Source organism: Methylobacterium sp. V23 (genome assembly GCF_002917135.1).
Taxonomy (GTDB): domain Bacteria; phylum Pseudomonadota; class Alphaproteobacteria; order Rhizobiales; family Beijerinckiaceae; genus Methylobacterium.
This window is the reverse complement of the sequence record NZ_PDHT01000022.1, coordinates 26,104-50,869: the sequence shown is the minus strand read 5'-3', so window position 1 is coordinate 50,869 and position 24,766 is coordinate 26,104. Positions and strand designations below refer to the sequence as shown.

Genomic DNA, 24,766 nt, shown 5'->3' with positions numbered 1-24,766 from the left:
CAATCCTTGATGCCCGCCACAACCGGAACAGCGTGTTGGAGCGTGAGAGATAGTGCGGGAAATCGACGGTAGGGCTCGACTAGCGGGCTTGCCGGGGAGGGCAACTAGCACGCCGAAAAAGGGGAGGGGGCGACCGATCCTCCTTGCCGCTGCTCCACCCTGCTGCTACACATCCTATGGCGGCAGCGAAGCTAACCGACTGTAGCGGCTTATGTTTCTGTGCGGTGGTCTCGTGGGTCAGCATCCTGCCCACCAGCCCTGATTTAACTACGCTTTTCCACTTCAGACTGAGAACAGCTCGGCTCGGTTGAGCAGTTAGTCGGTAAAAGCTGTTCGCGTTTCGAGCTTCCTGATGGCCGCGATGGCGAGAGCCGGGTCGCGATTCAGGTAGTGAGCATCCAGGATCGACCGCACGTCGTTTAGTGAGCGACTGGTCAGCGTCGCGATCTCCGTCTCAGAGCATTCAGCCAGCGCCAAGCGACTCACGACCGTTCCGCCCAGATCATGGGATGTCAGACCTGAGATGCCGCAGGCCTTGCACGCCTTCCCCCACGAAGAGCGGAAGCCGTCGCTCACAGTTCCCGACCGGGAAGATCTGCGCTTCAAGAGTTGATTGGCGCGCGGTTCAGCCGCCAAACTGCCGGGCCGTGAGCGCGGCGAGCGCGCAGGAAGCGACTCGCGACTGCCGCGAATCGGCGCGGCTTGTGAGGATAATTGGGATGCGAGCCCCGAGCACTAGCCCAGCACAGGCCGCGCCGCCTAGATAGACCAGTGACTTGTAAAGGCTGTTGCCGGCATCCAGGCTCGGCACCACTAAAATATCCGGCTCGCCCGCGACTAGCGAAACGATGCCCTTAGTGCTGGCCGAATCGAGGGACACAGCGTTGTCGAACCCGAGGGGGCCGTCGAGCGTGGCGCCGGTAATCTGGCCGCGATCGGCCATCTTACACAGTGCCGCCGCATCGATGGTCGAGGGCAGTGCTGGGTTCACGGTTTCGACCGCCGCCAGGATCGCAACCTTGGGGTTCGGGATGCCGAGCCCGTGGGCGAGGTCGATGGCGTTGCGCACGATGTCGGCCTTCTCCATCAGTCCGGGCGCAATGTTGACCACAGCGTCTGTCAGCATCAGTGGTTTGTGGTAGTTCGGGCAATCGAACCAGAAGACGTGGCTCGCCCGACGCGCGGTGCGCAGGGGGCTCTCGCGGCCGACCACGGCGCCGAGCATCTCGTCGGTATGCAGCGAGCCCTTCATCAGCGCGCCGACCACGCCGGCCGCCGCCAACGCCACGGCGCTGCGAGCGGCTGAGCGGGCATCGACCGCCTCTATGATCTCGATGCCGCCGAGATCCCTGCCGAGGTCGGCGGCGATCCGGCGAATAAGAGCCGAGGGGCCGATGAGGACCGGATCGATGAAGCCCTGCTCACTCGCGTCCAAAGCGGCGCCGAGCGCGCCCTCCTCGCAGGGATAGACCACGCCCACGCGCAGCTTTCCGCAGGCGCGCGCGCGCTCCTGAAGCGTGTCGAGCCGCGGATGGGCGAAGATCGGCGGGGCGAACCCAAGAGGGAACGCGGTCATGGGCGTTAACGACATCAGTCGGCTCCTGCCGGTTTGGAGGTCATGACAAGGTGGCCGAGAGCGCTTCGGCCGCGGTCCGCAGCGCCGGTAGTCGATCGGCTGCGTTGTCCCGCGACAGCCGTACCACCGGGGCCTGGAGGGCGATGGCCGCGATGCAGTCTTTGCCGCTTCTGTCGAAGATCGGCACGGCGACGCAGAACAGGCCGGAGAGAAACTCCTCGTCGTCCAGGGCGTAGCCGACGCGTTTGATCTGAGAAAGTTCGGCTTCGAACGCGACCGGGTCAGTAAGCGTGTTCTCGGTGTGTCGCTCGAACACAAGGGTGCAGACGAGCCGCTGGCGCGCGGCCGGCGGCATCATCGCCAGGAACAGCTTGCCGCTGGCCGAGCAGTGCGCCGGTACGCGCGAGCCCTTCTGGAAGGCCACCCTCAGGGGCAGTGCCGCCTCCACGCGATCAAGATACATCACCTCTGTGCCCTGAAGCACAGTGAGATTGCAGGATTCGCCGAGGTCCCGCGCCACGCGCTGCAGGATCTGGTGGCGCAGGGTCGAGCCGGGATTGTTGGACAGGATCGCGAAGGCGAGCGCGGTCGCGCGCGAGGCGAGTTCGTAGCGCCGCCCGTCCGGCAGCCGCTGCAGCAGATCGGCCCCTTCCAGCATCGCCAACCACCGGTGCAGCGTGGGCTTAGGGAGGTTTGCCGTCTCCGTCAGTTCGGCGAGCGTCGGCGCATGGTCCATTGCGGCGATGGTCTCCAGAAGGCCGAAAGCTTTCAGAGCGGGTGAGGAGTCGGGTGCGTCTTCCATGGTTTCCTGTTTCATATTCCATTTTTCCGAACGTATAAAGCTATAAAACGAGATTTTTCTTGCGTTCGGCTGCCTGAGGGCTCAACAAGGGATTATGCAGTGCCACTCAATGGCACGGCGTCAGGGAGGGTGCGGCGATGGTCCAAACGTGGACAGCCCGCGGCCGCGGCCGCCAAGCATCGCCATCACGTATCGCAATCGTGCCGACAAGAGAGAACGCGCCATGAGGATGACCACCGAAGAGGCCTTCATCAAAGTCCTGCAGATGCATGGAATCGAGCATGCGTTCGGGATCATCGGCTCCGCCATGATGCCGGTGTCAGACCTGTTTCCGCGAGCCGGGATCAGCTTCTGGGACTGTGCGCACGAGACCAATGCCGGCCTGATCTGCGACGGCTACACCCGCGCTACCGGCAAGATGGCCATGGCCATCGCCCAGAACGGCCCCGGCGTCACCGGCTTCGTCACCGCGATGAAGACGGCCTACTGGAACCACACCCCCATGGTGCTGGTGACGCCCCAGGCGGCCAACAAGACCATCGGCCAGGGCGGCTTCCAAGAAGTCGAGCAGATGGCGTTGTTCGAAGACATGGTCTGCTACCAAGAAGAGGTGCGCGACCCCTCCCGCGTGGCGGAAGTCCTCAACCGCGTGATCGAGAAGGCTTGGCGCGGCTGCGCCCCAGCGCAGATCAACATCCCGCGTGATTTCTGGACCCATGTCATCGACATCGAGCTGCCGCAGATTGTCCGCCTCGAGCGCTCGGCCGGAGGCAAAATGGCCATCGCGGATGCGGCCGAACTGTTGGCCAGCGCCAAGTTCCCTGTGATCCTCAATGGGGCAGGAGTCGTCATCGGAGACGCCATCGGCGAATCCATCGCGTTGGCCGAACGGCTCGATGCGCCAGTCTGTTGCGGCTACCAGCACAACGATTCCTTCCCTGGCAGTCACCGTCTGGCCGTAGGTCCGCTCGGCTACAACGGCTCAAAGGCGGCGATGCAGCTCATCGCTCAGGCCGACGTAGTGCTGGCGCTCGGCACTCGGTTGAACCCGTTCTCGACCCTGCCGGGTTACGGCATCGACTATTGGCCGAAGAACGCCAAGATCATACAAGTCGACATCAACCCCGACCGCATCGGGCTCACTAAGAAAATCACCGTGGGCATCTGTGGCGACGCCAAGCAGGTGGCCCGGCAGATCCTCGAACAGCTTGCGAGCCATGCGGGCGATGCCGGCCGCGAGCAGCGTCAAGCCCTTATCCACCAGACCAAGTCGGCTTGGCTCCAGGAGCTATCCTACCTCGACCACGAGGACGACGATCCGGGCACGACCTGGAACGAGGAGGCCCGCGTGCGCGAAAAGGAGCGGATGTCCCCGCGTCAGGCGTGGCGCGCCATCCAGGCCGGCCTGCCGCACGACGCCATCGTCTCCACCGACATCGGCAACAATTGTGCCATTGGCAACGCCTACCCAAGCTTCGAGAAGAGCCGGAAATATCTAGCGCCGGGCATGTTCGGCCCCTGCGGCTACGGTTTCCCGTCGATCATCGGCGCCAAGATCGGTTGCCCAGATGTGCCTGTCTTCGGTTTCGCCGGCGACGGCGCTTTCGGCATCTCCATGAACGAGATGACCTCCATCGGCCGCGACGAGTGGCCGGCAATCACCATGGTGATTTTCCGCAACTACCAGTGGGGCGCAGAAAAACGGAACACCGTGCTCTGGTACGATAATAACTTCGTCGGTACCGAGCTCGATCCGAAGCTGAGCTACGCCAAGATCGCCGAAGGCTGCGGCTTTAAGGGCGTCCGTGTCGACACGCAGGAGGCGCTCACCGTCGCTCTGCAGACAGCCACAGAAGATCAGTCGCGCGGTCTCACCACCTTCATCGAAGTGATCCTGAACCAGGAGCTGGGCGAGCCCTTCCGGCGCGATGCCATGAAGAAGCCTGTAGGCGTTGCCGGCATCGAGCGCTCGGACATGCAGCCGCAGCGCTACGCTTGAACCTCCCCACCTCACCAGTTGGCCGGGATCGCGCATCTGCGCTGTCCCGGCCCTTCGCGTCCGAAATGCCGTCTGACAAGAAGGATGCAAGTTTGTCGGAAGAAGGCGCGGTGCAAGAAGGCCCAGAGCCGCCGCCCCGATGCAATCTGGGCGGTCAGTTCCCAGGAAAGAGGGTCAAGCCTTCGCTGCGCTCGTTCCCAGCGACCTGAAGCATGTGCCACTTCAGGCTCGAGACCACCGAGCCAATGCTCTGACCGGTGCGGTGCAGGTCGCCGGCCTGCGTTGCCTGCAGCTGGGCAATACTGGTGGCGAGGTAGAGCGCTGCAGCGAACGGCAAGATCTCGCGCAGGCGGGTGAAGTCGTTCATCGCTTGGGCCGGCTCCAGTGAGCCCCTTCAATACCCTAGCCGCGCTGCGATGCAAAACGACTCTGCTGCATGGCAGCATTGTCAGATGGTCGCGGTCCCGAGTTCCGCGACGATGTACTGCGCCAAATGTTCCGCGGCGGCGCTCACGCCGCTCGTTTTGCGCTGAAGGACGATGTCCAGGGTGGGCAGGTCCGGCATCCCCTCTGCGCGCCCGAGCCGACGCAAATGCGGGCTGAGCGCGCAGAGTGGGAAGACCGAGATCGCGAGCCCAGCATAGACCGCTGCCTGCAGCCCGGCGATGCTGTCGCTCACCGCCGTGATAGTCCACGAACGGCCGACATGGCCGAGCGCGTCGAGCGCGTGCTGGCGGTAGATGCTGCCCACCGGCAGCAGCGCGAGTGGCACCGGGCCTTTCGCTTCCACCGGACGATCGCGAGCCGCGACCCAGATTAGCGGCTCCGATCGCACCGCGGTGCCCCCCGAGTCGGGCTGGCGCGTCATCAGAGCGATGTCGATCTCCTCGCGTTCCAGAGCGGCGCGCAGCGGCAAGCTGCGGGAGCAGCGCAGCTCAATCTCGATCTGCGGATAGGCCCGCGCAAAGCCGCTAAGCACGGCCGGCAGCAGGAAGGCTGCGTAGAGGTCCGGCACGCCGAGGCGCACGTGACCGACGATATCAGGGGCCTGAAATCGATCGCGTATCTCGTCGTTGAGGCTCAGCAGGGTGCGGGCGTAGCCAAGCAGCATCTCCCCATCGCGAGTAAGGTTCAGGTGCCGCCGATCCTCCTGAAAGAGCGGCTTACCGACCGCCTTCTCAAGCCGCTGGATCTGGTGGGTAATCGCCGGCTGAGTCCGCCCCACCAAACGCCCAGCTGACGTTATACTGCCAGTTTCATTCACAGCGATGAAGGTCCGGAGCAGGGAAATCTCGAGATCCGGAATCATAGCGATCAATATCCTGAATGATCAGGATGAAAACAATAAATTTTTCTCCTGTCGCCGCAAGGGCTAGCTTTCCAGTCGGACGCGATCGGCAAGCCTCTGCAGGCGGGCGACTAGACCCTCCGATACCGATGGCGACGACCATGAGGAACGCTCAACCGGCGTCGGGGATGGACCCACGCTCGCGCATCGCTGCGCGTGCTCGGGCTTTCGCGGACGGCGCTTCCAGCAGGAGGGCAGCATGTTCGGGCTTACCCGTTTCAAGGCGACAGATCGCATCCTGCTGATCATCTGCCTGATGTATTTCGTGACCTATATTGACCGGGTGAATATTGGCACCGCCGCCCCGGCCATGCAGAAGGAGCTGGGGCTCACCAACACCGAGCTCGGGCTCGCCTTCTCAGCCTTCGCCTACCCCTACGCATTCTTCCAGATCGCCGGCGGGTGGCTCGGCGACCGGCTGGGCCCACGCCTGACGCTCCTGATCTGCGGTGCAATCTGGTCGGCGGCAACAGTCGCTATCGGCTACGTCGAGGGCGCCGTGTCACTCGTCGCAGCGCGCTTCCTCCTCGGCATCGGCGAGGGCTCGGCCTTCCCCACCGCCACCCGCGCCTTGGCGAACTGGATGGCGGCCGACAGGCGAGGCTTTGCGCAGGGCATCACCCATGCCTTCGCGAGGCTCGGCAACGCGCTGACGCCACCGCTCATCGCCTTCCTCATCGTAGCGCTCTCCTGGCGCGATTCGTTTATCATCGTTGGTCTGATCAGCTTCGCTTGGGTCGCCTTGTGGTGGTGGTACTTCCGGGACGATCCGCGTGCCCACAAGCACATCACCGAGGCCGAACTCACCGTCTTGCCGCCCTTAAAGATCGCATCCGAGCGACGGGCCGTGCCGTGGCGCCGGCTGCTGAAGCGGATGCTGCCGGTCACGATGACTGACTTCTGCTACGGGTGGACGCTCTGGTTGTTCCTCAACTGGATTCCCTCTTATTTCCTCCACGAGCACAACCTCGACATCAAGAAATCGGCGATCTTCGCTTCGGGCGTCTTCTTCGCGGGAGTCGTTGGGGACACAGTGGGCGGCATCGTCAGTGACCGCATCCTGAGGAAGACGGGCAGCGTCTCGAAGGCCCGCGTCAGCGTCATCGTAGTCGGGTTCCTCGGCGCCTTCTGCTTCATGCTGCCAGTGATCTTCGTAAAGGATCTCGTCACCGTGGCGCTGTGCCTGTCCGGCGCGTTCTTCTTTGCCGAATTGATCGTCGCGCCGATTTGGGCGGTGCCCATGGATATCGCGCCCCAGCATTCGGGCACGGCGTCGGGCTTCATGAACTTCGGCTTCGGTCTCGCCGGAATGATCTCGCCGGTGGTGTTCGGCCTTATCATCGACGCCACCGGGCGTTGGGACCTGCCCTTCATCGCCTCCCTTGGCCTGCTCCTGCTCGGCGCTGCGCTGGCGCTGCGGATGCGGCCCGACGAACCCTTCCTCGACGATATCGAGCCGGTCGCGTGCAGCGTGCCGCCGCCCATTGCGGTCAGGCCCACGGCCTGATCGAGCCTCTTTCTATCCTTGAAAAATCCCGACGAAGGAGCCTGCGATGTCCGTCGCCCTCTTCCAGCCGCCCGGCCGCTCCGGTCCGGCACCGATCAAGACCTACGATCCCGCCCCTGTCGAAGCGGTCATGCTCCGCGCCCGCGCAGCTCAGAAGCTCTTCGCTGAGGTGGATCAGGACGGCGCCGACGCCGCCGTCCGTGCGTTGGCTTGGTCGCTCTACAAGCCGGAGAACGCCAAGGAACTCGCCGAGCTGGCGGTGGCCGACACCAACCTCGGCAACGTCGCCGACAAGATCCGCAAGAAGCAGCGCAAAACCTTCGGAACCCTGCGTGACCTGCTGCGCGGCCGCTCCGTCGGCATCATTGAGCACGATCGCGAGAAGGGGCTGGTGAAATACGCTAAGCCCATGGGCGTAGTCGGCGCTGTGACGCCCTCCACCAACCCCGGCGCCACGCCGGTCAACAAGGCGATGATGGCGCTGAAGGGCCGCAACGCGATCGTAGTGGCGCCCTCTCCACTCGGCTACCGCACCACGGCCCGCGTCGTGGAACTAATGCGCCAGGAGCTGGAGCGCATCGGGCTGCCGGGCGACCTCGTGCAGATCCTGCCTGATCCGGTGACGAAGGACTCGACCGAAGCCCTAATGAAGCTATGCGACCTGGTGGTCGTGACGGGCTCGCAGGACAACGTTCGTCGGGCCTATTCCAGCGGCACGCCCGCCATTGGCGTCGGCGCCGGCAACGTACCGGTGATGATAGATGAGACCGCCGATCTTGACGCAGCAGCGGAGAAGATCCGCGATTCTAAGATTTTCGACAATTCGACCTCCTGCTCGTCCGAGAATTCGGTGGTCATCGTCGACGCGGTCTATGACCAGGCCATCACAGCGCTGGAGCGGGCCGGGGCCTATCTCTGCACTCCACAGGAGAAGGCACGCATCCAGGACAAGCTCTGGGTAAAAGGCAAACTCAACCGCGACCTCATCGCTCGCGACGCGGACGTGCTGGCGCGCGCCTTCGAACTGTCTCCGAAGGCCGAGGGCAAAGCTTATTTCCTGGTGGAGGATGATGGCGTCGGCCGCGAACATCCGTTCTCGGGCGAGAAGCTGGCGCTGGTGCTCACGGTCTACCGCGCCAAGGATTTCGCCGCCGCGAAGGCACGGGTCCGCGAGATCCTCGACTACCAGGGCCGAGGCCATTCCTGCGGCATCCACACCACCAACATGGACCGCGCCCGCGAGCTTGCCGAAGACCTCGACGTGGTGCGCGTGCTGGTGAACTTCGCCCACACCTTCGGCAATGGCGGCGGCTTCAATTCCGGGCTCGGCTTCACGCTGAGCATGGGCTGCGGCTCTTGGCAAAAGAACAGCATTTCCGAGAACCTGAGCTACCGGCACATGCTCAATATCACCCACCTCGTCACCCCAATCCCGGAGGACAAGCCGAGCGAGGAAGAGCTGTTCGGCCCCCACTGGAAGACAATTGGCTATGAGGAGGCGGGACGATGAATTTTCTTGAACACAACGCGAAGTCGAAGGTCCTCGCGCCGATCGGCATCCCCGTGCCGCGCAGCATCCTCTGCAACAGCCCCGAGGCGGCGGCCGAAGCGTTCGCCGAACTCGGCCCCTGCATGATCAAGGCGCAGGTGCCCACGGGCAAGCGCGGCAAGGCCGGTGGCATCAAGCCAGCCAACTCCGCCGACGAGGCAAGGACGGTGGCCGAGCGCATTCTCGGCATGAGCATCGACGGCCATCAGGTCCATACGGTGCTGCTGGAGGAGCAGGCGAAGATCGAGCGCGAGTTCTACGCCGCGATCCTCACCGACTTCACCAGCCGCAAGCCGCTTGTGCTGTTCTCCACTGAGGGCGGCATGGATATCGAGGAGGTCGCAGCCACGCGTCCCGATGCGCTGCGGCGCCACCTCGTCGATCTGGGCGAAGGCTTTGATGAGAAGGCGGCCCGCGCGTTGGTCACCGGACTCGATCTTGGGACAGCTGGCGCAGAGATCGAAAAAATCCTCGCTTCACTCTATAGGCTGAGCGGCGAAGTTGATGCCGAGCTCATCGAGATCAATCCACTGGCGCTCCTGGCGGACGGCCGAGTGGTTGCGCTCGACTGCAAACTAACACTGGACGATTCTGCCGCCTTCCGGCAGCCGGAACTCGCCGTCGCGGCCGCCGCCGAGCCGATGACCGCGCTGGAGCAGGAGGGTCTCGATCACGAGCTCAAGTTCATCCAGCTCGACGGCAATGTCGGCGTGCTCGCCAACGGCGCCGGGCTGACCATGACCACCATGGACGTCATCAGCCACTGCGGCGGCAAGCCGGCCAATTTTCTCGAGATCGGCGGTGAGGCCTACACCAAGTCTGAAACGGCGCTGCGTCTCGTACTCTCGAACCCCGGCGTGAAGAGCCTCGTGGTCAATTTTTGCGGCGCCTTCGCTCGCACCGACGTGATGGCCGAGGGCGTCGTCACCGCCTGGAAGCGGTTGAATCCGGACGTGCCCGTGTTCTTCTCGATCCACGGCACTGGAGAGGACGAGGCAGTGCGCCTCGTGCGCGATGGGCTCGGCCTCGAGCCTTTCGACCTAATGGAAGACGCGGTCCAAGCCGCCGTTCACGCTGCCGAGGGGAGTGCTGCCCGATGATCATCTATCGCCAGACTGCACGCGTCCTCGTCCAGGGCATCACCGGCAAGCAAGGGACCTTCTGGGCCGAGAAGATGATCGGCGCAGGCACTACCGTCGTCGCCGGCGTCAACCCGAAGCGGGCAGGGCAGAGCCATCTCGGCGTACCCGTCTACGCTACCGCCAAGGCGGCCATGGCCCAGACGCCCTTTGACATTGCGGTGATGTTCATCCCGCCTTCGGCCGCCAAGGACGCGGCGATGGACGCTGTCGAAGCCGGCGCGAAGACTGTCGTCATCCTCACCGAACACATCCCGGCGCGCGACGTAATGGCGATCCACCACGCTGCCGCGCAGCACGGCACCCGGATCATCGGACCAAATACCGCCGGCATCGTCACACCCGGTGAGGGCTTCGTCGGGATCATGCCAGGGCATAACAGCAATATCTTCCAGCCGGGCGAGGTCGGCGTGATCTCGCGTTCGGGCAGCCTCGGCACCTTGATGTGCCTGAACCTAACGCGCGCAGGTATCGGCCAGTCGGCCTTCCTCGGCATCGGCGGTGATCCAATGATCGGCACCACCACGCGCGACGCGCTGATTGCGCTTGATCAGGACACGCGCACGCGGGCCGTGGTGCTAGTCGGCGAGATCGGCGGAGCGATGGAAGAGGCGGCGGCAGAATACGCGGCCGGCATGTCGAAGCCTGTAGTCTCATTCATCGCCGGACGCGCTTCGCCCGCTGGCAAGAAGATGGGACATGCCGGAGCCATCGTTTCGGGAAATGTTGGGAGCTATGCCGGCAAACGGCATGCGCTGGAGGCGGCGGGCATTGTGGTGGCCGATACGCCTTCCGAGATTCCGCATCTTCTAGGGCCGGGCTTCGGCGCGGTTCAGCCCGAACTGGCCGCCGCAGTCCATCTTCGCGCGTAGCCGAAACGCCCTTCAACTACAGCAGGGGGCGACCAAACTCAGGTCGCGCTGAGCTGCTGGAGGTAGTGGCCGAGCGCTGCGATGCTGCTGAAATGCTCGGCAAAGTTCGGATCGAAAAAGGCGGCGCGCGCAGCCACGATCACGACGACAAGGGTCCAGAAAACACCGATGCCAGCCTTGAGCGCGATGCGCGAGGCGGTACCGGTGCAGTTGGCGGGCTCGGCTGCTGCGCGGAGCTCCTGTGTTATCGGCTCGCCAAAGGCATCGAACTGAAGCTGACGCATGACCTAGATTCGCTCGCTCAATATGAGCATTACATGTCGTGGACGCCAGCTTGGAAGCAATAGTAATGTTTTTCTATTTTGAGCTTGGATCAAGAGGTTTTTTCTCTGTTGATTGATCGTAAAAGAAGAGTTTTCTTTTAGACCTGCGCAGGCTCTCGGTCATTTCCGAGCGGCGTCGAAGGCCTCCAGGAACGCCACCAGATTGTGAGGAAGTGCCTCGCACAGGTAGCCCCCCTCCTGGACGATCGCTGTCGGCAGGCCAGAGCCCGCTATCGCTTCGGCGGCGGTCGCAAATCCCTCCCGCGTCACCTGAAGCACGCCGATGGGGTCGTCCTGTGAGGCGTCAAGCCCAAGTGCCACCACTAGGGCGGTGGGGCGATGGCCGGCGACGGCCGCGAGCGCATCGCGGACCGCCGCGAGCCAAAGTGCGTCGCCAGCACCGTGCACCACAGGAATGTTGCGGTTGAAGCCGGCACCTTCGCCAGTGCCTATCTCGTCGGCATAGCCCGCGAAGAACGGGAAGTAATTCGCTGGGTCGGCATGGACCGAAACGGTGAGCACGTCGTCGCGCGCATAGAAGATGCCCTGCGTACCGTTGCCGTGATGAACGTCGATGTCGATGATCGCAACTGGACCGCCGGTCGCGCGGCGCATGTGCTCGCCGGCGATGGCCGTGTTGTTGAGGTAGCAGAAGCCGCCCGCGGAGTTCGCGTAGGCGTGATGGCCCGGCGGACGGCACAGCGCATAGGCATGCCCCTGGGCCAGCGCCAACTCGGCGGCACAAACCGCAGCCTGAGCCGAGCCGTAGATTGCCTCCCAGGTTCCGGCGCGGATTGGGGTGGAGGTATCGGCCGTGTAGAGCCCGAGCAGGCCGAGCATCCCCTCCGGCTGGCGATGCATTTGGGGCCTTGCGAAATGCCCCGTGAGGATCTCGTCGCCAACCTCGCCAAGTTCGCCGCGTAGCTCCCAAGCCTCACGCAGGAAGGCGACGTAGCCGGCATCGTGGACAGCGAGAATTGAGGCGCCGCCCACATCACTCGCTTCGACCAAATCGTGGCCCGCGTCACGCGCAGCGTCCCGCAGCAGGATGTAGCGGGCCGCCTGCTCCGGATGCGCAATCAAGCTGCCGCGCCGGAAGTACTGAGCCGGATCGTGACGGACGCTGTCCGGGTGATGGACGATCTGCATGCCGTGTCTCTCATTTAGCTATCGAAGCATTGACAGACACACCTTACACCACTTTAATCGAATGAAACGTACCGTTTTTCGAGACAACCGAGCTTGAAGACGGATGTTGCGCTGGGAAAACCTGGCAATTGCAGGGAGGCGGCAATGCAGCGCGCCGAGTTCGATTACGTGGTCGTAGGCGGCGGCACCGCCGGCTGCGTGCTGGCCAACCGCTTGTCCGAGGACGGGCGCCATTCGGTGCTGATGCTGGAAGCAGGCCCACGCGACAGCTCGCCTTGGATTCATCTTCCCATTGGCTATGGGAAAACGATGTTCCACAAGACCCTGAACTGGGGCTTCCATACCGAGCCGGAGCCCGCCATGGCGGGTCGACGGATCTACTGGCCGCGCGGGCGCACACTGGGCGGCTCAAGCTCCATCAACGGGCTGGTCTTCGTGCGCGGGCAGGCCGAGGATTACAACCATTGGGCCGAGCTTGGGAATGCCGGCTGGTCCTGGGACGACGTGCTACCCTACTTCATGCGCTCGGAGCACAACACCCGAGGCGCCAGCCCTGCTCACGGCGGCAACGGTCCGCTCTGGTGCTCGGACATCAAGCATAAGCACGAGTTGATCGAAGGCATCATCGCGGGCGCCCAGGAACTCGGCGTGGCGCGCACGGCCGATTTCAACGGTGGCGATCAGGAGGGCGTTGGTTACTACCAGCTCTTCACTCGCAAGGGTTGGCGCTGCAGCACGGCGGTGGCCTATCTCGACCCCGCACGTGGCCGGCCGAACCTCAGCATCGAGGTGGATGCGCAAGCCACCGGACTGGTCCTCGAAGGCCGGCGTGCAGTAGGCGTGCGATACCGGCAGGGCGGCGAGGTCCGGGAGGTCCGAGCGACGAGCGAGGTCATCCTTGCAGCCGGCGCGCTCCAGAGCCCGCAGCTTCTCTTACTCTCCGGCATTGGTCCGGCCAGGGCGCTGGCGGCCCAAGGCATCAATGTGACGTACGATCTGCCCGGCGTCGGCGAGAACCTGCAGGACCACCTGCAGGTCCGGCTGATGTACAAGGTCGCCAAGCCGATCACCACCAACGACGACCTAGCCACGCTCTACGGCAAGGCGCGGATCGGCTTGCAATGGCTGCTGACGCGCAGCGGCCCGCTGGCGGTGGGCATCAACCAGGGAGGGTTGTTCACGCGGGTGATGGCGGGCCCCGGCACGCCCGACGTGCAGTTCCACTTTGCCACGCTCTCGGCCGATATGGCGGGGGCCAAGCCGCACCCCTGGCCTGGATGTACCTTCTCCGTCTGCCAGCTCCGCCCGGAATCACGCGGAACCGTGACGCTGCGCAACGCTGATCCGTTCGAGGCCCCGGTGATGCGCGCGAACTATCTCGCTACCGAAACAGACCAACAATGCACCGTCGAGGGCATCAAGTTCGCCCGGCGCCTCGCAGCCACCAAGGCACTCGGCGGTTTAATCGAGGAGGAGCACAAACCCGGCAAGGACGTACAGGGCGACGACGCGCTGCTCTCCTTCGCCCGCGAGACCGGCGCTACAATCTTCCACCCCTCCGGCACCTGCAAGATGGGCAACGATCCGATGGCGGTAACGGATGCGCGCCTGCGCGTCCACGGTATCGCGAGCCTACGCGTCGTCGACTGCTCGATCATGCCAACGCTGGTATCGGGCAATACCAGTGCCCCGGTGGTCATGATCGCCGAGAAGGCCTCCGACATGATCCTCGCCGATGCGCGCGGGGATGCACAGGCGATCAGCGTCACCACTCCAACACCGGAGAAGCCGGCCTTGGCGGATGCGCATCACTAACGAACCGGGCAACCGTAGCCCCGTCAAGGAGCGGGTACGGGGCAAGACGAACAGTCGCAAGGAGGCGGGCATGGCAGGGTTGGGTCAGGACGCGGGTAAAGGCTCCCAGAGGGGAGGGCTCGGCCGCGTGGTATCGGCGGCGCTCATCGGCGCCACCATCGAGTGGTACGACTTCTTTCTCTACGGGGTCGTCGCGGGCATTGTCCTGAACAAGCTCTACTTCCCTGTCAGCGACCCGCTGGTCTCGACGCTGCTCGCCTACGCCACCTTCGCGGTGGGCTTCGTAGCGCGGCCGCTAGGTGGCGTCGTGTTCGGGCATTTCGGTGACAAGGTCGGCCGCAAGAGCATGCTCGTCATCACCCTGATGCTCATGGGCGTGGCGACCTTCCTCATCGGGCTAGTGCCGACCTACGCGCAGATCGGCGTTGCGGCCCCGATCCTGCTGCTGTTCCTACGCGTCATCCAGGGCATCGGGCTCGGAGGCGAATGGGGCGGCGCAGTGCTCATGGCCTTCGAATACGCGCCACCCGAGAAGCGCGGCCTCTATGCCAGCATCCCGCAGATCGGGCTGGCGCTTGGGCTCTGCCTCGCCTCGGGCGTGGTCGCGACCCTGTCCTACACTCTCACGGACGAGCAGTTCCTGTCCTGGGGCTGGCGCCTCGCTTTCCTGCTGAGCGTCATTCTCGTCGCGGTGGGAGCGTATATCCGCCTCAACGTGATGGAGACGCCCGAATTTGCGAAGGTGAAGGAGCAAAACCGCGAGGCGGCGATCCCGTTCGTCTCGATGATCAAAAGCTACCCGAAAAACGTGCTCGCCGGCATGGGCGCCCGCATGATCGACGGGGTGTTCTTCAACATCTTTGCCGTCTTTTCCATCGGCTATCTCACGCAGACCCTCAAGGTCCCGCGCACCGAGGCGCTGCTCGGCGTCTGTGCAGCGGCGCTGGTGATGTGCGCGACAATCCCGTTCTTCGGCGCGCTCTCCGACCGGATGGGACGGACGCGGGTGTACGCCTGGGGCTCGGTAATCACGGGTCTGTCAGCCTTTCCGGCATTCTGGATCTTCCTGGCCTATCCCGGCAATACAAGCGCCATCTACATGGCGATCATACTGCCCTTCGGCATTCTCTACGCCTCGGTTTACGGACCGGAAGCGGCTCTCTTCTCTGAGCTTTTCCCGGCGCACGTGCGGTACACGGGTATCTCATTTGTATATCAATTCTCAGGCATCTTCGCGAGCGGACTCACTCCCATCATCGCAACAGCACTGATCCAGTACTCTGGCGCCGACAAGCCTTGGCTAATCTGTGGCTACTGCACGTTGGCGGGTCTGATTAGCGCAGCATCAGCGATCTGGATCGGGCACGCCGGACAGCGCGAGGAGCTGGCCGAGGCGTCTCGCGTCGGGCATGCCGCAGTGGAACGGACGCAGCCCGCGTGACCGGCGTGCGCGGGGGCATGGTCGATGACGGCACAGCGGTGACGGCCCCCACGCGTGCTCCTGCGCTCGGCGCGCGGATCGCTGAGCTCCTGCCAGGCATCGCGCTCTGCATCGGCGTGACCCTCCTCTCCATCGGCATCCAACATGTCGAGGAGGGGAGCTTCGGGCACCCCTATGTCGAGGCACTGGTCATCGCAATTTTGCTCGGCATGGCGATTCGCACCGCCTGGGCGCCGAGCCAGCGCTGGCGGGCCGGCATCGCCTTCAGCGCCAAACAGCTCCTTGAAGTAGCGGTGATGCTGCTCGGCGCCTCAATCAGCTTAGCCGCCATCGTCGCCTCGGGGCCACTGCTGATGGCAGCCATCGTCGCGACGGTGATCGTGACCATCATCGCCAGCTTCGGCATCAGCCGGGGGCTCGGGCTACCGGTGAAGATCTCCATCTTGATCGCCTGTGGCAACTCCATATGCGGCAACTCGGCCATCGCCGCCGTCGCCCCGGTGATCAGCGCAGACGGCGACGACGTCGCTTCCTCGATCTCGTTCACCGCCATCCTCGGCGTGGTCATGGTGCTCGGTCTGCCACTGCTGATCCCGCTGCTCGGCCTCACTGCCAACCAGTACGGCATCCTCGCGGGACTGACCGTCTACGCCGTGCCACAGGTGCTAGCGGCTACCGTGCCTGCTGGACTTGCCGCCACGCAAATTGGTACCCTGGTAAAGCTCGTTCGCGTTTTGATGCTGGGCCCCGTGGTGGTCGCCTTTTCATTGCTGGCGCCGCGCCTTCGCCGGGGCGAGCCGGGCCACCCACCGGCGAAGCGCATTGGCCTATTCAAGCTAGTGCCCTGGTTCATCCTTGGATTTCTCCTGCTGGCGGCCCTGCGCTCGTTTGGCCTAGTACCGGATCTTGCCATCGGACCAATCACCAAGGTCGCGGGCCTGCTCACCGTGGTCTCCATGGCGGCGTTAGGGCTCGGCGTCGACGTGCGCGTCATCGGCCGCGTCGGCGGCCGGGTGACGGCGGCCGTGACGCTCTCGCTAATGCTGCTGCTCGGGATCAGCCTTGGGCTGATCCATCTGCTCGGCCTCGGCTGACGATAACGGCCGGCCCGCACGAGGCCGAGCCGGACAACGGAGGGACGCATGTTGCATCGACGCGAGATCCTGCGCGGCGCGGGCGCCGCCCTGATGGCCGCAGGTCCATTGAGCAGCCGAAGGGCCTTTGCCACCGCCGACGGCGTGACCCTGCCCTTTGGAGCGGGCGAGCGCGAATTAGTGACCTATCCCGGCAAGCGCCCGCTGATCCGGCTGACCAGCCGTCCACCACAGCTCGAGACCCCTTTCACCGTCTTTGACGAGGGCGTCATCACTGCAAACGACGCCTTCTTCGTGCGCTACCACCTCGCTGACATCCCGCTCTCCATCGATTCCGAGACCTTTCGGCTAGAGGTTAAAGGCAGCATCGAGAGGCCGCTCTCGCTCTCGCTCGCTGAAATCAAGGCGCTGCCCTCTGTGGAGGTGGTGGCGGTAAACCAATGCTCGGGGAATTCGCGCGGGTTCGTGGAGCCCCGCGTCGCCGGCGGCCAGCTCGCCAACGGCGCCATGGGTAATGCCCGCTGGACCGGCGTTAAGTTGCAGACCGTGCTCGACAAGGCTGGTGTGAAGAAGGGCGCCGTGCAGGTATCGTTCGAGGGCCTGGACGGGCCCGTGGTGCCCGAGACACCCGATTTCGCAAAGGCGCTCGACATCGACCACGCCCGCGACGGCGAGGTAATGCTGGCCTGGGCCATGAACGGCGAGGACCTGCCCTGGCTCAACGGCTATCCGTTACGCCTCGTGGTGCCGGGCTTCTACGGCACCTACTGGGTCAAGCACCTCAACGCCATCACAGTTCTCGACAGGCCTTTCGACGGCTTCTGGATGCAGAAGGCCTATCGCATTCCAGCCAATGCTTGCGCCTGCACCGAGCCCGGGAAAGCGCCGGCCTCTACGATGCCGATTGCTCGCTTCAACGTCCGATCCTTTGTCACTAGCGTCGCTGACAAGGCGAGCGTGAAGGCCGGGCGGACGACGCTGCGCGGTATGGCCTTCGACGGCGGCTACGGAATCACCGAGGTCGCCGTATCTACCGACGATGGTCGGACATGGGCCTCGGCGGCTCTAGGCCAGGATCTCGGGCGCTACTCCTTCCGGCAATGGAGCCTGCCAGTGCACCTTGCGGCCGGCACGCATGCCATCAAGGTCAAAGCTACAAATCGAATCGGCCAGTCCCAACCCCTCGATCCCCTCTGGAACCCGCCCGGCTACATGCGCAACGTAGTTGAGACCGTCCGCGTGACAGCGGCGTGAGGGAGGCTGAGATGACTAACCACATTCTCGTCGGCGCGCTTGTGAGCGGCCTCGTTCTCCTCGCCGCGGGGCCTGCGTCGGCCGCCCCACGGGCCTATGCCCTGCCGGAAGAGACGACACAATTGAAGCTCGCCAAGGGGCATGAGGGCGAAGCGGGCTTGGCGGCAGCGCAGGGCAATTGCCTCACCTGCCACTCGTCCGATTACATCGCCATGCAGCCGCCGGGTAAGGGCAAAGCCTTTTGGGAGTCGGAAGTGACGAAGATGATTAAGGTCTACGGCGCACCCATCACGGAGCCAGACGCCAAGGCCATCGCCGCCTATCTCGCCGAGACCTATTGAAGAGAAGCAGCATTCTCTCGAGCGCTGCTGTTTCAGGCGCCTGCGAAAACAGCGTTGGATCGCACGTTCGTCAGCGACGATTGACCCTATCCCATCAAGAATGCGTCGCCGCCGGCTCAGGGTCGCGCCCCGCGAGGATCAACGAATCCTCCGGCAGGCACGAGGCTAAGAACATGGATGGGTCAGGTACAGGACATCTGCAGTCGGGGATGATTTAGCCTGCAGCGAGCAAGCATCAAGGACGGCCCAACTTCGACAGCAACCGTTCGCTTGTGATGATCGCCCTCATCGGCACCATCAGGGCGGCACTGCTTTGTGTCGGCTACACTATATCCGCGGGCGTCAAGGCCGTCAGCTACCTGCCTTGCATCCTGCTCTTCGTGGCGCTGGTTATCGCGCTGGGCTTCGAGTTCGTGAAAGGCTTCCACGGCACCGCCAGCGCCGTTTCCTCCGTAATCTACACGCCTTCCTGCCCGCCAACGTCGCGGTGGTATGGTCCGGCTTCTTGAACCTCCTCGGCGCGGTGGCCTTCGGCATCGTCAGCTAGCCCAGCGCATTGCGGACATCGGCCGTCCCGACGACCTCCTCTGCAGCGGTGTAGGACTCGAGGCGATCCTGCTATCCGGCATCGAGCGCTTGAAGGTCCGCCTAGCCAACCTGCAGATGGACCGGACGACGGCGCAGGCCGAGTCTGTGGGGGTCTGCGTCCCACTAGGGCGGCTGGGGCTCGCAACTCTCTTCATGCACCGGCGACGGCGAGACGATGCCTTCGATCTTACTTGCCCCTGCTCCACCCCGCTGCTACACATCCCGTGGCGGCAGCGAAGCTAAATGTTTGTAAGGGCTTAGGTTTTTGTTTGGCGGTTTGGTGGATCAGTATCCTGGTCCCCCAGCCACTGATTTAACGACTTATCGGCCACACCTAAGAGTGATTCAATTCACACTTAAAACTGGCTCAGTATTACATATAAGTCTAAAATAGGTTTACTGAGCCTAGTCTTGGTGCTGTACCTAACTATACTCTGCGAAAAACACTGCCTGCGCGTTCTAGCGCCAGATTTTATTGAACGTCAGCTTAATCAAGGTTGGGGATGTGAGCCCGTAGCACCTTCCAGCGCGTGCCGAACTTCCTAGCGTAGCCTTGCGCGCGTCACCGGCGGTAGCGCTTGCGAGTCGCGGCCATGACGCTCGACACGCCCCCGGGCGATCCCGCGGGCGGCCCCGAATGACCGCAGCCGATGGAACGGGTCATCCTGCACGGCCGTGTCACCGTCCGGTCTCGGGCGTCCTCGGCCCGTTTGCCGAGGACGGTGGTCATGGGAGACAGCCGGCGGCGTCGGCGCGGGATTCGGACGTTCCGCCGGCGCCGCGATGGTTCATGCAATCCGTTCCGTCGTTCCTTTCCGCGCCTGCGCCACGGTCAACCACACGGCCGAGACCAGGAAGTAGAAGGCGCCGAACGCGGCGTAGGGAGCGATGTCCGTGATCGCCGGCATCAAGGCACCGTTCGCCTTGAGGATGAAGTGCGTGCCTGCAAGGGCCGACTGCGCTCCGCTGAGCGCCATCGCCCACTGTGCGCCCGCCTGCCAGCGCCGCACGCCGGTCGCGAGTTGCAACAGGCCGGAGAGGATCGCCCAGATCCCGAACACCGCCAGCACCGCGTGCATGCCCCATCCGAGCGCGAGCGCCACTGCGACGGCGACGACGGTGCTGGCGGCCGCGTTGAGGGCTTGGCTGGGATTGGCACCCAGGCCGCCGCTGCGGCGCGCGTCGATGACGTTGGCGACGGCATCCCAGGCGGGATAAGCGACCAGGAGCGCCGCCGCGGCCGGCGGCATGGCCTTGCCGATGGTGAAGGCGGCAGCGACCCAGCCGACGGATATTCCGGCACGGAGGAAGTAATAGGAACTCAGCCAGCGCGAAGTGTCATGGCCGGGTCTTTGGATAATCGTCATCGTGGTTCCCTTTGGGTGCGCGGCAACGCGGAGAATCGGCACGACCCACAATCACGCGGAGGACGCCGGCGACCGAAACGCCGGACTTCGTGGAAACGGTGTTTTTGCAGGGGATATGCCTCGCCTCGGAAGGCACTTTTACAAACGGACACCGATGACACCCATGACCGGATCGCTGGAAAACTTGACCGTTCCTCCGGAGGATGGACCGAGCGTCGCCGGCGACCTCCTCTCCCTCGTCCTGGCGCAGATCAGGCTCACCGGGGACCACGTCCGGTCCCATGAGGTCGAGCGGTCAGGGATCTTGGACCTGGAGGTTGGGGCCGCCCATGTCCTCGTGGTCGCCGAGGGTTCCCTTCACGTTGAAGACAATGGCGGGGAGCGAGTCGTCATCGACACGGGCGATCTCGTGCTTCTCCCCAGCGGGCTCGGAGGGGCCAGGCTTGTGGCCTCCGCCTCGAACGCTTCGGTGATCGTCTGTCGGTTCTGGTTCGATCCCCACGCCCTGCACGGCATGGTCTCGTCCCTTCCCGGGCGCATCCACATCCGGCGCGACGAGGGGGCGGGGTGGCTGGAGGGCATCGTACCCTTCCTGATGGTCGAGGTGACCGACGACGAGCCGGGCGCGGCCCTGATGATCTCGCGGATCATCGATGTCATCGTCATCCGCACCTTACGAACCTGGGTACAGCGCGGGCACACCACCGGATGGCTGGGAGGACTCTCGGACGCCCGCATCGCCCGGGCCTTGAAGGTCATGCACGAGCGTCCATCACGTCCTTGGGGCGTCGAGGCCCTGGCGGACGCGGCCGGCATGTCACGGTCGAGCTTCTGCAACCGGTTCACGGCGCTCGTCGGTCGCTCGCCCCTACGCTACCAGAACGAGTGGCGGCTCACGCTCGCCCGGGACATGCTGATCGCCCGCGAAGCGCGTGTCGGAGAGGTTGCATTGCGCGTCGGCTACGCGTCGGAGGCAGCCTTCAGCCGCGCCTACAAGGCCATGTTTGGACACCCGCCGCGGAACGAACCTGCGCCGCCGAGCAGTACCGGATCACGCGAGCAGGACGGTGGTTTGCGGCAGGGGGCTGAGCGGGTCGAACCCACGCCTACGTCCGCTTTTTGGCGGCCATCATAGCAGTCTGTACGGCTCGGCTGGCCGACGCCGGCCTGTCTGCTCTATGACCGGGTTGAGTGGAAATCTGCTGGTCCGCCTTCGGGTATAAAGCCCGTAAAAAGGACGTCCCATGTCCGGCAGAAGCTGGCTGGAATGGAACGCATGCTGCGAAGAATATACTCTCAAAGAGCGTGCAAATTCTACTCCGTTGCTTCTTGAGACTGCGGATCCGTGCGATCGCCGCTCCTGCTACTTCAAAGCGTCCGCGACGGCGTCGAAGAACACCTGAGGCGGTATCAGCTGAAGGTTCTGAGGTTTTGAGGCCGCGCTCGTTACGGCGATCACGACGCGCTCCTTGGGGTCGATGTAGACGAACTGGCCGAATATGCCACGGGCCATGAATGCTCTGTCGGCCCGTGCCGGAGCCGAGGTGGCGATCCACCACATGTAGCCGTAGTCCAGCGGAGCGCCACCCTTCAGGATCTTGGCGGTGCTAGCTTCCTGCAGCCATCCGTCGGGCAGGATCGACCTGCCCTCGACCACGCCGCCGTCGAGGTAGAACTGGCCGAACCTCGCGAAATCGCGCAGCGTCGCCGACAGGCCACTGCCGGCGATCTCAAGCCCGCCGGGCGAGTCCAGCCACCATCTGGCCTCGACCTCCATGCCGTAGGGCTTCCAGATCTTCTCCGAAAGGTAGTCGGCGAGAGGACCCTTGATAGCGCCATGAAGAATCTCGCCAGCCACCTGGGTCTCACCGGTGCTGTAGTTAAACTTCGTTCCGGGCTCGACCGCGCGGGGCAGCTTCGCCATGACATCCATGGCGGCGTCGCGCTGCTGAGATTCCTGCGCCTTGAGGAGATCGCGCCGGTCGGATCCAGGATCGGTGTAGGCCTCGTTCCACTTCGCGCCGGACGACATCATTAGCACATCGCGGATGCTTACGCCGTCGTAGGCGCTACCCTTGAGCCGCGGCACGTACTTCGTCGCCGGCTCATCCAAGCTTTCGATGAGACCCTCTTTGACCGCTACGCCGATCAGTGTCGACGTGACGGACTTGGCAATCGACATCGAGGTCCAGCGGGTGCCCGGCGTGTTGCCGAGCTGGTAGGTCTCGTAGGCGACTTCGCCGTCCTTCAGGACGATCATGCCGGATACCCGATCTACAGCGAGGAAGTCGGTGAGGTCGTAAGTCCGGTCGCCGACGGCGAACCTGATCTGTCCGAGCTGCTTCCGCGCGATCCGAAAGGCGGCCGGCCGTGCGGAGGCCGCCACGGCCCGCGTCGGAAACAGACGGTCAACGTTGCGGAGGGTGTTCACGGTCAGATCCGGCGTCAGCAGGCCATCGTAGAGCTGCTGGCCTGTGCCGATCGTCTCCGTGGCATGGGCGTAGCTTCCGCCGCCGCCGGCATGCGCTGAGGATGCGGCATGGAGCGCGAGCGCCGCGAGTATGCCGCCCATTAAAGCTGGGATCCTTCCGGGATGGATGCTGGCCTTTCGGGCTCTGCCACGTCGTGTTCCGTCCGATGTCCTTCGGTAGCTGAGCATTTCTATCCTCCCAGGATATCAAGTCCCATTTTCCGTCCGAGAGATGCGACCACTCCCGGAGCGGATCCGTAGCGCGCGACCACGGAGCTTGATGGGGTGGACGGCCCCCGCCACGGCATCGCTGCGCCAAGATGAGGTCGTTGATCTCATCGACAGGAGCCGTCCATGGCACAGGTTAGCGCCATCGGCCTCGATCTGGCGAAGAACGTGTTCCAAGTTCACGGCATCGATGCGCAGGGCAAGGTCCTCGTGCGTTGGCCCCGTGTCGACATTGGCTCGCCAGCATCGGCGGCTTACCCGACCACCGTTTTCGGGTCCCGATGCCCGCTTTGGTCCATAATGCACGTGGGATCCACGCCTAGGCTTACACTTTCCGTGATGTATCCAGCCCGCAGCGCGTGAGCCCTGAAAGTCGAGCCATCGGGAGTATTCGGCTGCTTAACCTGAAAGAGGCGCGATCCCTCGGCGATCCGTAGTAAAACCTGGTGATTGCTGGAAAAAAACGTCTCGGTCAGCCAATAAAGGATGGAAGCTCTCTTCGTGTTGGAGGAATTGGTGGCAAGGTGACGTTTCCAGCGGCTGTTCTGCGACAGGCGCGCTCACCATCGATGTCCTCGCATGATTTTACAAGCGCATGTCCCCCCGGGTGAGAGCAGGAAGACGCAAGTCGTCGGGATCGATCTTCTGCGGTTCTTCGCGGCCAGCGCTGTCATGCTGTTCCACCTCGCTTGCACGTCCTGGATCATTCCCTCGAGCGAGGCGATGATGCTCCTTGATGGCAAGGCCCGTTTCCCGGATCTGCTCGAACTCGCCGCCGTCGGGTGGATCGGCGTACCGATCTTCTTCACGATCTCGGGCTTCGTCATTGCCTACTCGGCCGAAGGCGCGACGCCGGAACGCTTCCTGCGCAGCCGCCTCCTGCGGCTGATGCCGGGCGTCTGGATCTGCGCGACGATCACTTTCCTCCTCGCACTCGCCTTCTTGCCGCTCTCGGCCACGGCTCTCACCCTGACCTACCTCCGTACACTCGTGCTGTTTCCCGTGCCTACCTGGATCGACGGGGTCTACTGGACGCTGGCCATCGAGATCGCCTTCTACGCGGTCGTCTTCACGCTGCTGCTCCTGCGGGCCGGGCATCGCTTGGAAATCGTCATGACAGTGGTTGGTCTGATCTCCACGGTGATCTGGATCGCGGCCTCGACGCCCTGGCTCCCTGGTCTCGATGTGCTGGCAAGCAAGCGTATCGCCAAGCTGTTGCTGATTACCCATGGCTGCGACTTCGCGCTGGGCGTCTTCGTCTGGCTGATGGCGTTCCGCGGCATCACTAGACAGCGTCTCGTCGTATCGTGCCTCTGCGGCCTCGGCAGCCTTCTGCAGATTGCCTACGACGCTCGAGCAACTGAGGCGGAACTTGGGATACAGACTTTCAACTACGTTCCCGAGCTGGTCTTCGTTGGCTTCCTCACGCTACTCGCGGCCTGCCTCGTGCTCGATCGACAGCTACACGCTGTCGTCGGGCAACGCGGTGCCGCCTGGATCCGAACGATCGGCTTAGCGACCTACCCGCTCTATCTCCTGCACACCTTCGTTGGCGTTCTAGCTATGCGCTTCGCCCTGGTCTTCAGCCTACCACCTTTGGCGTCGCTCCTGTTTGGTATGAGCACGGCGTGCTTAGCCGCAACTGCCGTGGCAACCCGTGTCGAACCGGCCTTACGAATGTGGTTCGGCCGGATTGTTGACCGGACGCTCGCACACCTGACGCGCAGCTTTCGCGCTTGGCGTGCTGCAAGCCAGATCTAGTACGGCATCAAAAACAAAGTTATGTAGATAAAACGATCGCATTCCTGAGATTTAGCGCCTTCCGCCTTCGGCCCGATCTGGACGTAGGTCACTTCGACGACCGCGTCGCGTGGCCCGTACTGGGGAAAGTTTGGTCGACATTG

At 63.8% G+C, this 24,766-nt stretch carries 20 protein-coding genes and 1 pseudogene; 13 read left to right on the top strand and 8 right to left on the bottom strand.

Features of this window, described 5'->3' with window-relative positions; genetic code table 11:
- Positions 1–625: 625 nt before the first annotated feature.
- Complete coding sequence (locus CRT23_RS19295) at positions 626–1,576, bottom strand: bifunctional enoyl-CoA hydratase/phosphate acetyltransferase (protein WP_103711188.1); 951 nt, start codon at positions 1,574–1,576, stop codon at positions 626–628.
- A 40-nt stretch (positions 1,577–1,616) separates the two neighbouring features.
- Positions 1,617–2,393: an IclR family transcriptional regulator gene (locus tag CRT23_RS19290; RefSeq protein ID WP_103711186.1), complete on the bottom strand. Its 777-nt coding sequence runs from the start codon at positions 2,391–2,393 to the stop codon at positions 1,617–1,619.
- A gap of 208 nt (positions 2,394–2,601) precedes the next feature.
- Here CRT23_RS19290 and xsc point away from each other — a divergent pair, with 208 nt between their 5' ends.
- Positions 2,602–4,377: a sulfoacetaldehyde acetyltransferase gene (gene xsc / locus CRT23_RS19285; protein ID WP_103711184.1), complete on the top strand. Its 1,776-nt coding sequence runs from the start codon at positions 2,602–2,604 to the stop codon at positions 4,375–4,377.
- Between the two features lie 154 nt (positions 4,378–4,531).
- On the opposite strand, the gene CRT23_RS19280 is transcribed toward xsc, so the two are convergent.
- Together CRT23_RS19280 and CRT23_RS19275 are read right to left on the bottom strand one after the other, a co-directional pair.
- Positions 4,532–4,744, bottom strand: coding sequence for a hypothetical protein (locus tag CRT23_RS19280; protein ID WP_103711182.1), 213 nt, complete (start codon positions 4,742–4,744; stop codon positions 4,532–4,534).
- A gap of 81 nt (positions 4,745–4,825) precedes the next feature.
- A complete protein-coding gene (locus CRT23_RS19275) occupies positions 4,826–5,686 on the bottom strand; it encodes a LysR substrate-binding domain-containing protein (RefSeq protein ID WP_103711180.1) in 861 nt (286 codons plus the stop codon).
- A gap of 238 nt (positions 5,687–5,924) precedes the next feature.
- Here CRT23_RS19275 and CRT23_RS19270 point away from each other — a divergent pair, with 238 nt between their 5' ends.
- From CRT23_RS19270 to CRT23_RS19255, 4 genes are read left to right on the top strand one after another with little or no spacing between them, the layout of a single operon-like run.
- Entirely contained in the window at positions 5,925–7,232 is a 1,308-nt protein-coding gene (locus CRT23_RS19270) for an MFS transporter (RefSeq protein WP_103711179.1), read from the top strand.
- A 46-nt stretch (positions 7,233–7,278) separates the two neighbouring features.
- Entirely contained in the window at positions 7,279–8,742 is a 1,464-nt protein-coding gene (locus tag CRT23_RS19265) for an aldehyde dehydrogenase family protein (protein WP_103711177.1), read from the top strand.
- Entirely contained in the window at positions 8,739–9,881 is a 1,143-nt protein-coding gene (locus tag CRT23_RS19260; RefSeq protein WP_103711175.1) for an ATP-grasp domain-containing protein, read from the top strand. The genes CRT23_RS19265 and CRT23_RS19260 overlap by 4 nt, the downstream gene beginning before the upstream one ends.
- A complete protein-coding gene (locus CRT23_RS19255) occupies positions 9,878–10,792 on the top strand; it encodes a CoA-binding protein (protein WP_181017388.1) in 915 nt (304 codons plus the stop codon). The genes CRT23_RS19260 and CRT23_RS19255 overlap by 4 nt, the downstream gene beginning before the upstream one ends.
- A gap of 38 nt (positions 10,793–10,830) precedes the next feature.
- On the opposite strand, the gene CRT23_RS19250 is transcribed toward CRT23_RS19255, so the two are convergent.
- Together CRT23_RS19250 and CRT23_RS19245 are read right to left on the bottom strand one after the other, a co-directional pair.
- Positions 10,831–11,076 carry a hypothetical protein gene (locus CRT23_RS19250; protein WP_103711173.1) on the bottom strand — a complete coding sequence of 82 codons (246 nt, stop codon included), beginning with the start codon at positions 11,074–11,076 and terminating at the stop codon, positions 10,831–10,833.
- A gap of 159 nt (positions 11,077–11,235) precedes the next feature.
- The gene (locus tag CRT23_RS19245) at positions 11,236–12,264 is read right to left on the bottom strand and encodes a histone deacetylase family protein (RefSeq protein WP_103711171.1); all 1,029 of its coding nucleotides are present in this window, start codon (positions 12,262–12,264) and stop codon (positions 11,236–11,238) included.
- Between the two features lie 144 nt (positions 12,265–12,408).
- Here CRT23_RS19245 and CRT23_RS19240 point away from each other — a divergent pair, with 144 nt between their 5' ends.
- The 6 genes and pseudogenes from CRT23_RS19240 to CRT23_RS19215 form a co-directional block, all read left to right on the top strand.
- Positions 12,409–14,079 (top strand): choline dehydrogenase, encoded by a 1,671-nt coding sequence (locus tag CRT23_RS19240; RefSeq protein ID WP_103711169.1) that lies wholly within the window; start codon positions 12,409–12,411, stop codon positions 14,077–14,079.
- Positions 14,080–14,149: 70 nt separating this feature from the next.
- Positions 14,150–15,520: an MFS transporter gene (locus CRT23_RS19235; protein ID WP_103711268.1), complete on the top strand. Its 1,371-nt coding sequence runs from the start codon at positions 14,150–14,152 to the stop codon at positions 15,518–15,520.
- 17 nt (positions 15,521–15,537) lie between these two features.
- Positions 15,538–16,614 (top strand): putative sulfate exporter family transporter, encoded by a 1,077-nt coding sequence (locus tag CRT23_RS19230; RefSeq protein ID WP_103711266.1) that lies wholly within the window; start codon positions 15,538–15,540, stop codon positions 16,612–16,614.
- Between the two features lie 48 nt (positions 16,615–16,662).
- The gene (locus tag CRT23_RS19225; protein ID WP_103711167.1) at positions 16,663–17,868 is read left to right on the top strand and encodes a molybdopterin-dependent oxidoreductase; all 1,206 of its coding nucleotides are present in this window, start codon (positions 16,663–16,665) and stop codon (positions 17,866–17,868) included.
- A gap of 11 nt (positions 17,869–17,879) precedes the next feature.
- On the top strand, positions 17,880–18,209 hold the full coding sequence (locus tag CRT23_RS19220) for a sulfite:cytochrome C oxidoreductase subunit B (protein WP_103711264.1): 330 nt from the start codon (positions 17,880–17,882) through the stop codon (positions 18,207–18,209).
- A 290-nt stretch (positions 18,210–18,499) separates the two neighbouring features.
- Positions 18,500–18,753: pseudogene (locus CRT23_RS19215) on the top strand (inorganic phosphate transporter); the annotation flags it as partial.
- Positions 18,754–19,585: 832 nt separating this feature from the next.
- On the opposite strand, the gene CRT23_RS19210 reads toward CRT23_RS19215, so the two are convergent.
- Complete coding sequence (locus CRT23_RS19210; protein ID WP_103711165.1) at positions 19,586–20,164, bottom strand: DUF308 domain-containing protein; 579 nt, start codon at positions 20,162–20,164, stop codon at positions 19,586–19,588.
- A 163-nt stretch (positions 20,165–20,327) separates the two neighbouring features.
- Between CRT23_RS19210 and CRT23_RS19205 the strand changes: the two genes are divergently transcribed.
- The gene (locus CRT23_RS19205) at positions 20,328–21,299 is read left to right on the top strand and encodes an AraC family transcriptional regulator (protein ID WP_103711163.1); all 972 of its coding nucleotides are present in this window, start codon (positions 20,328–20,330) and stop codon (positions 21,297–21,299) included.
- 228 nt (positions 21,300–21,527) lie between these two features.
- Here CRT23_RS19205 and CRT23_RS19200 read toward each other — a convergent pair whose 3' ends face one another.
- On the bottom strand, positions 21,528–22,736 hold the full coding sequence (locus tag CRT23_RS19200; protein ID WP_103711161.1) for a serine hydrolase: 1,209 nt from the start codon (positions 22,734–22,736) through the stop codon (positions 21,528–21,530).
- Positions 22,737–23,441: 705 nt separating this feature from the next.
- Between CRT23_RS19200 and CRT23_RS19190 the strand changes: the two genes are divergently transcribed.
- Complete coding sequence (locus CRT23_RS19190) at positions 23,442–24,623, top strand: acyltransferase (RefSeq protein WP_103711157.1); 1,182 nt, start codon at positions 23,442–23,444, stop codon at positions 24,621–24,623.
- Positions 24,624–24,766 lie beyond the last annotated feature (143 nt).

Coding starts and splice junctions, on each gene's coding strand:
- CRT23_RS19200 (WP_103711161.1), bottom strand. CDS start 22,736: ATGGGCGGCATACTCGCGGCGCTCGCGCTCCATGCCGCATCCTCAGCG.
- CRT23_RS19260 (WP_103711175.1), top strand. CDS start 8,739: ATGAATTTTCTTGAACACAACGCGAAGTCGAAGGTCCTCGCGCCGATC.
- CRT23_RS19190 (WP_103711157.1), top strand. CDS start 23,442: ATGATTTTACAAGCGCATGTCCCCCCGGGTGAGAGCAGGAAGACGCAA.
- CRT23_RS19250 (WP_103711173.1), bottom strand. CDS start 11,076: ATGCGTCAGCTTCAGTTCGATGCCTTTGGCGAGCCGATAACACAGGAG.
- CRT23_RS19210 (WP_103711165.1), bottom strand. CDS start 20,164: ATGACGATTATCCAAAGACCCGGCCATGACACTTCGCGCTGGCTGAGT.
- CRT23_RS19235 (WP_103711268.1), top strand. CDS start 14,150: ATGGCAGGGTTGGGTCAGGACGCGGGTAAAGGCTCCCAGAGGGGAGGG.
- CRT23_RS19275 (WP_103711180.1), bottom strand. CDS start 5,686: ATGATTCCGGATCTCGAGATTTCCCTGCTCCGGACCTTCATCGCTGTG.
- CRT23_RS19225 (WP_103711167.1), top strand. CDS start 16,663: ATGTTGCATCGACGCGAGATCCTGCGCGGCGCGGGCGCCGCCCTGATG.
- CRT23_RS19245 (WP_103711171.1), bottom strand. CDS start 12,264: ATGCAGATCGTCCATCACCCGGACAGCGTCCGTCACGATCCGGCTCAG.
- CRT23_RS19220 (WP_103711264.1), top strand. CDS start 17,880: ATGACTAACCACATTCTCGTCGGCGCGCTTGTGAGCGGCCTCGTTCTC.
- CRT23_RS19290 (WP_103711186.1), bottom strand. CDS start 2,393: ATGAAACAGGAAACCATGGAAGACGCACCCGACTCCTCACCCGCTCTG.
- CRT23_RS19265 (WP_103711177.1), top strand. CDS start 7,279: ATGTCCGTCGCCCTCTTCCAGCCGCCCGGCCGCTCCGGTCCGGCACCG.
- xsc (WP_103711184.1), top strand. CDS start 2,602: ATGAGGATGACCACCGAAGAGGCCTTCATCAAAGTCCTGCAGATGCAT.
- CRT23_RS19240 (WP_103711169.1), top strand. CDS start 12,409: ATGCAGCGCGCCGAGTTCGATTACGTGGTCGTAGGCGGCGGCACCGCC.
- CRT23_RS19295 (WP_103711188.1), bottom strand. CDS start 1,576: ATGACCGCGTTCCCTCTTGGGTTCGCCCCGCCGATCTTCGCCCATCCG.
- CRT23_RS19255 (WP_181017388.1), top strand. CDS start 9,878: ATGATCATCTATCGCCAGACTGCACGCGTCCTCGTCCAGGGCATCACC.
- CRT23_RS19270 (WP_103711179.1), top strand. CDS start 5,925: ATGTTCGGGCTTACCCGTTTCAAGGCGACAGATCGCATCCTGCTGATC.
- CRT23_RS19230 (WP_103711266.1), top strand. CDS start 15,538: ATGGTCGATGACGGCACAGCGGTGACGGCCCCCACGCGTGCTCCTGCG.
- CRT23_RS19280 (WP_103711182.1), bottom strand. CDS start 4,744: ATGAACGACTTCACCCGCCTGCGCGAGATCTTGCCGTTCGCTGCAGCG.
- CRT23_RS19205 (WP_103711163.1), top strand. CDS start 20,328: ATGACCGGATCGCTGGAAAACTTGACCGTTCCTCCGGAGGATGGACCG.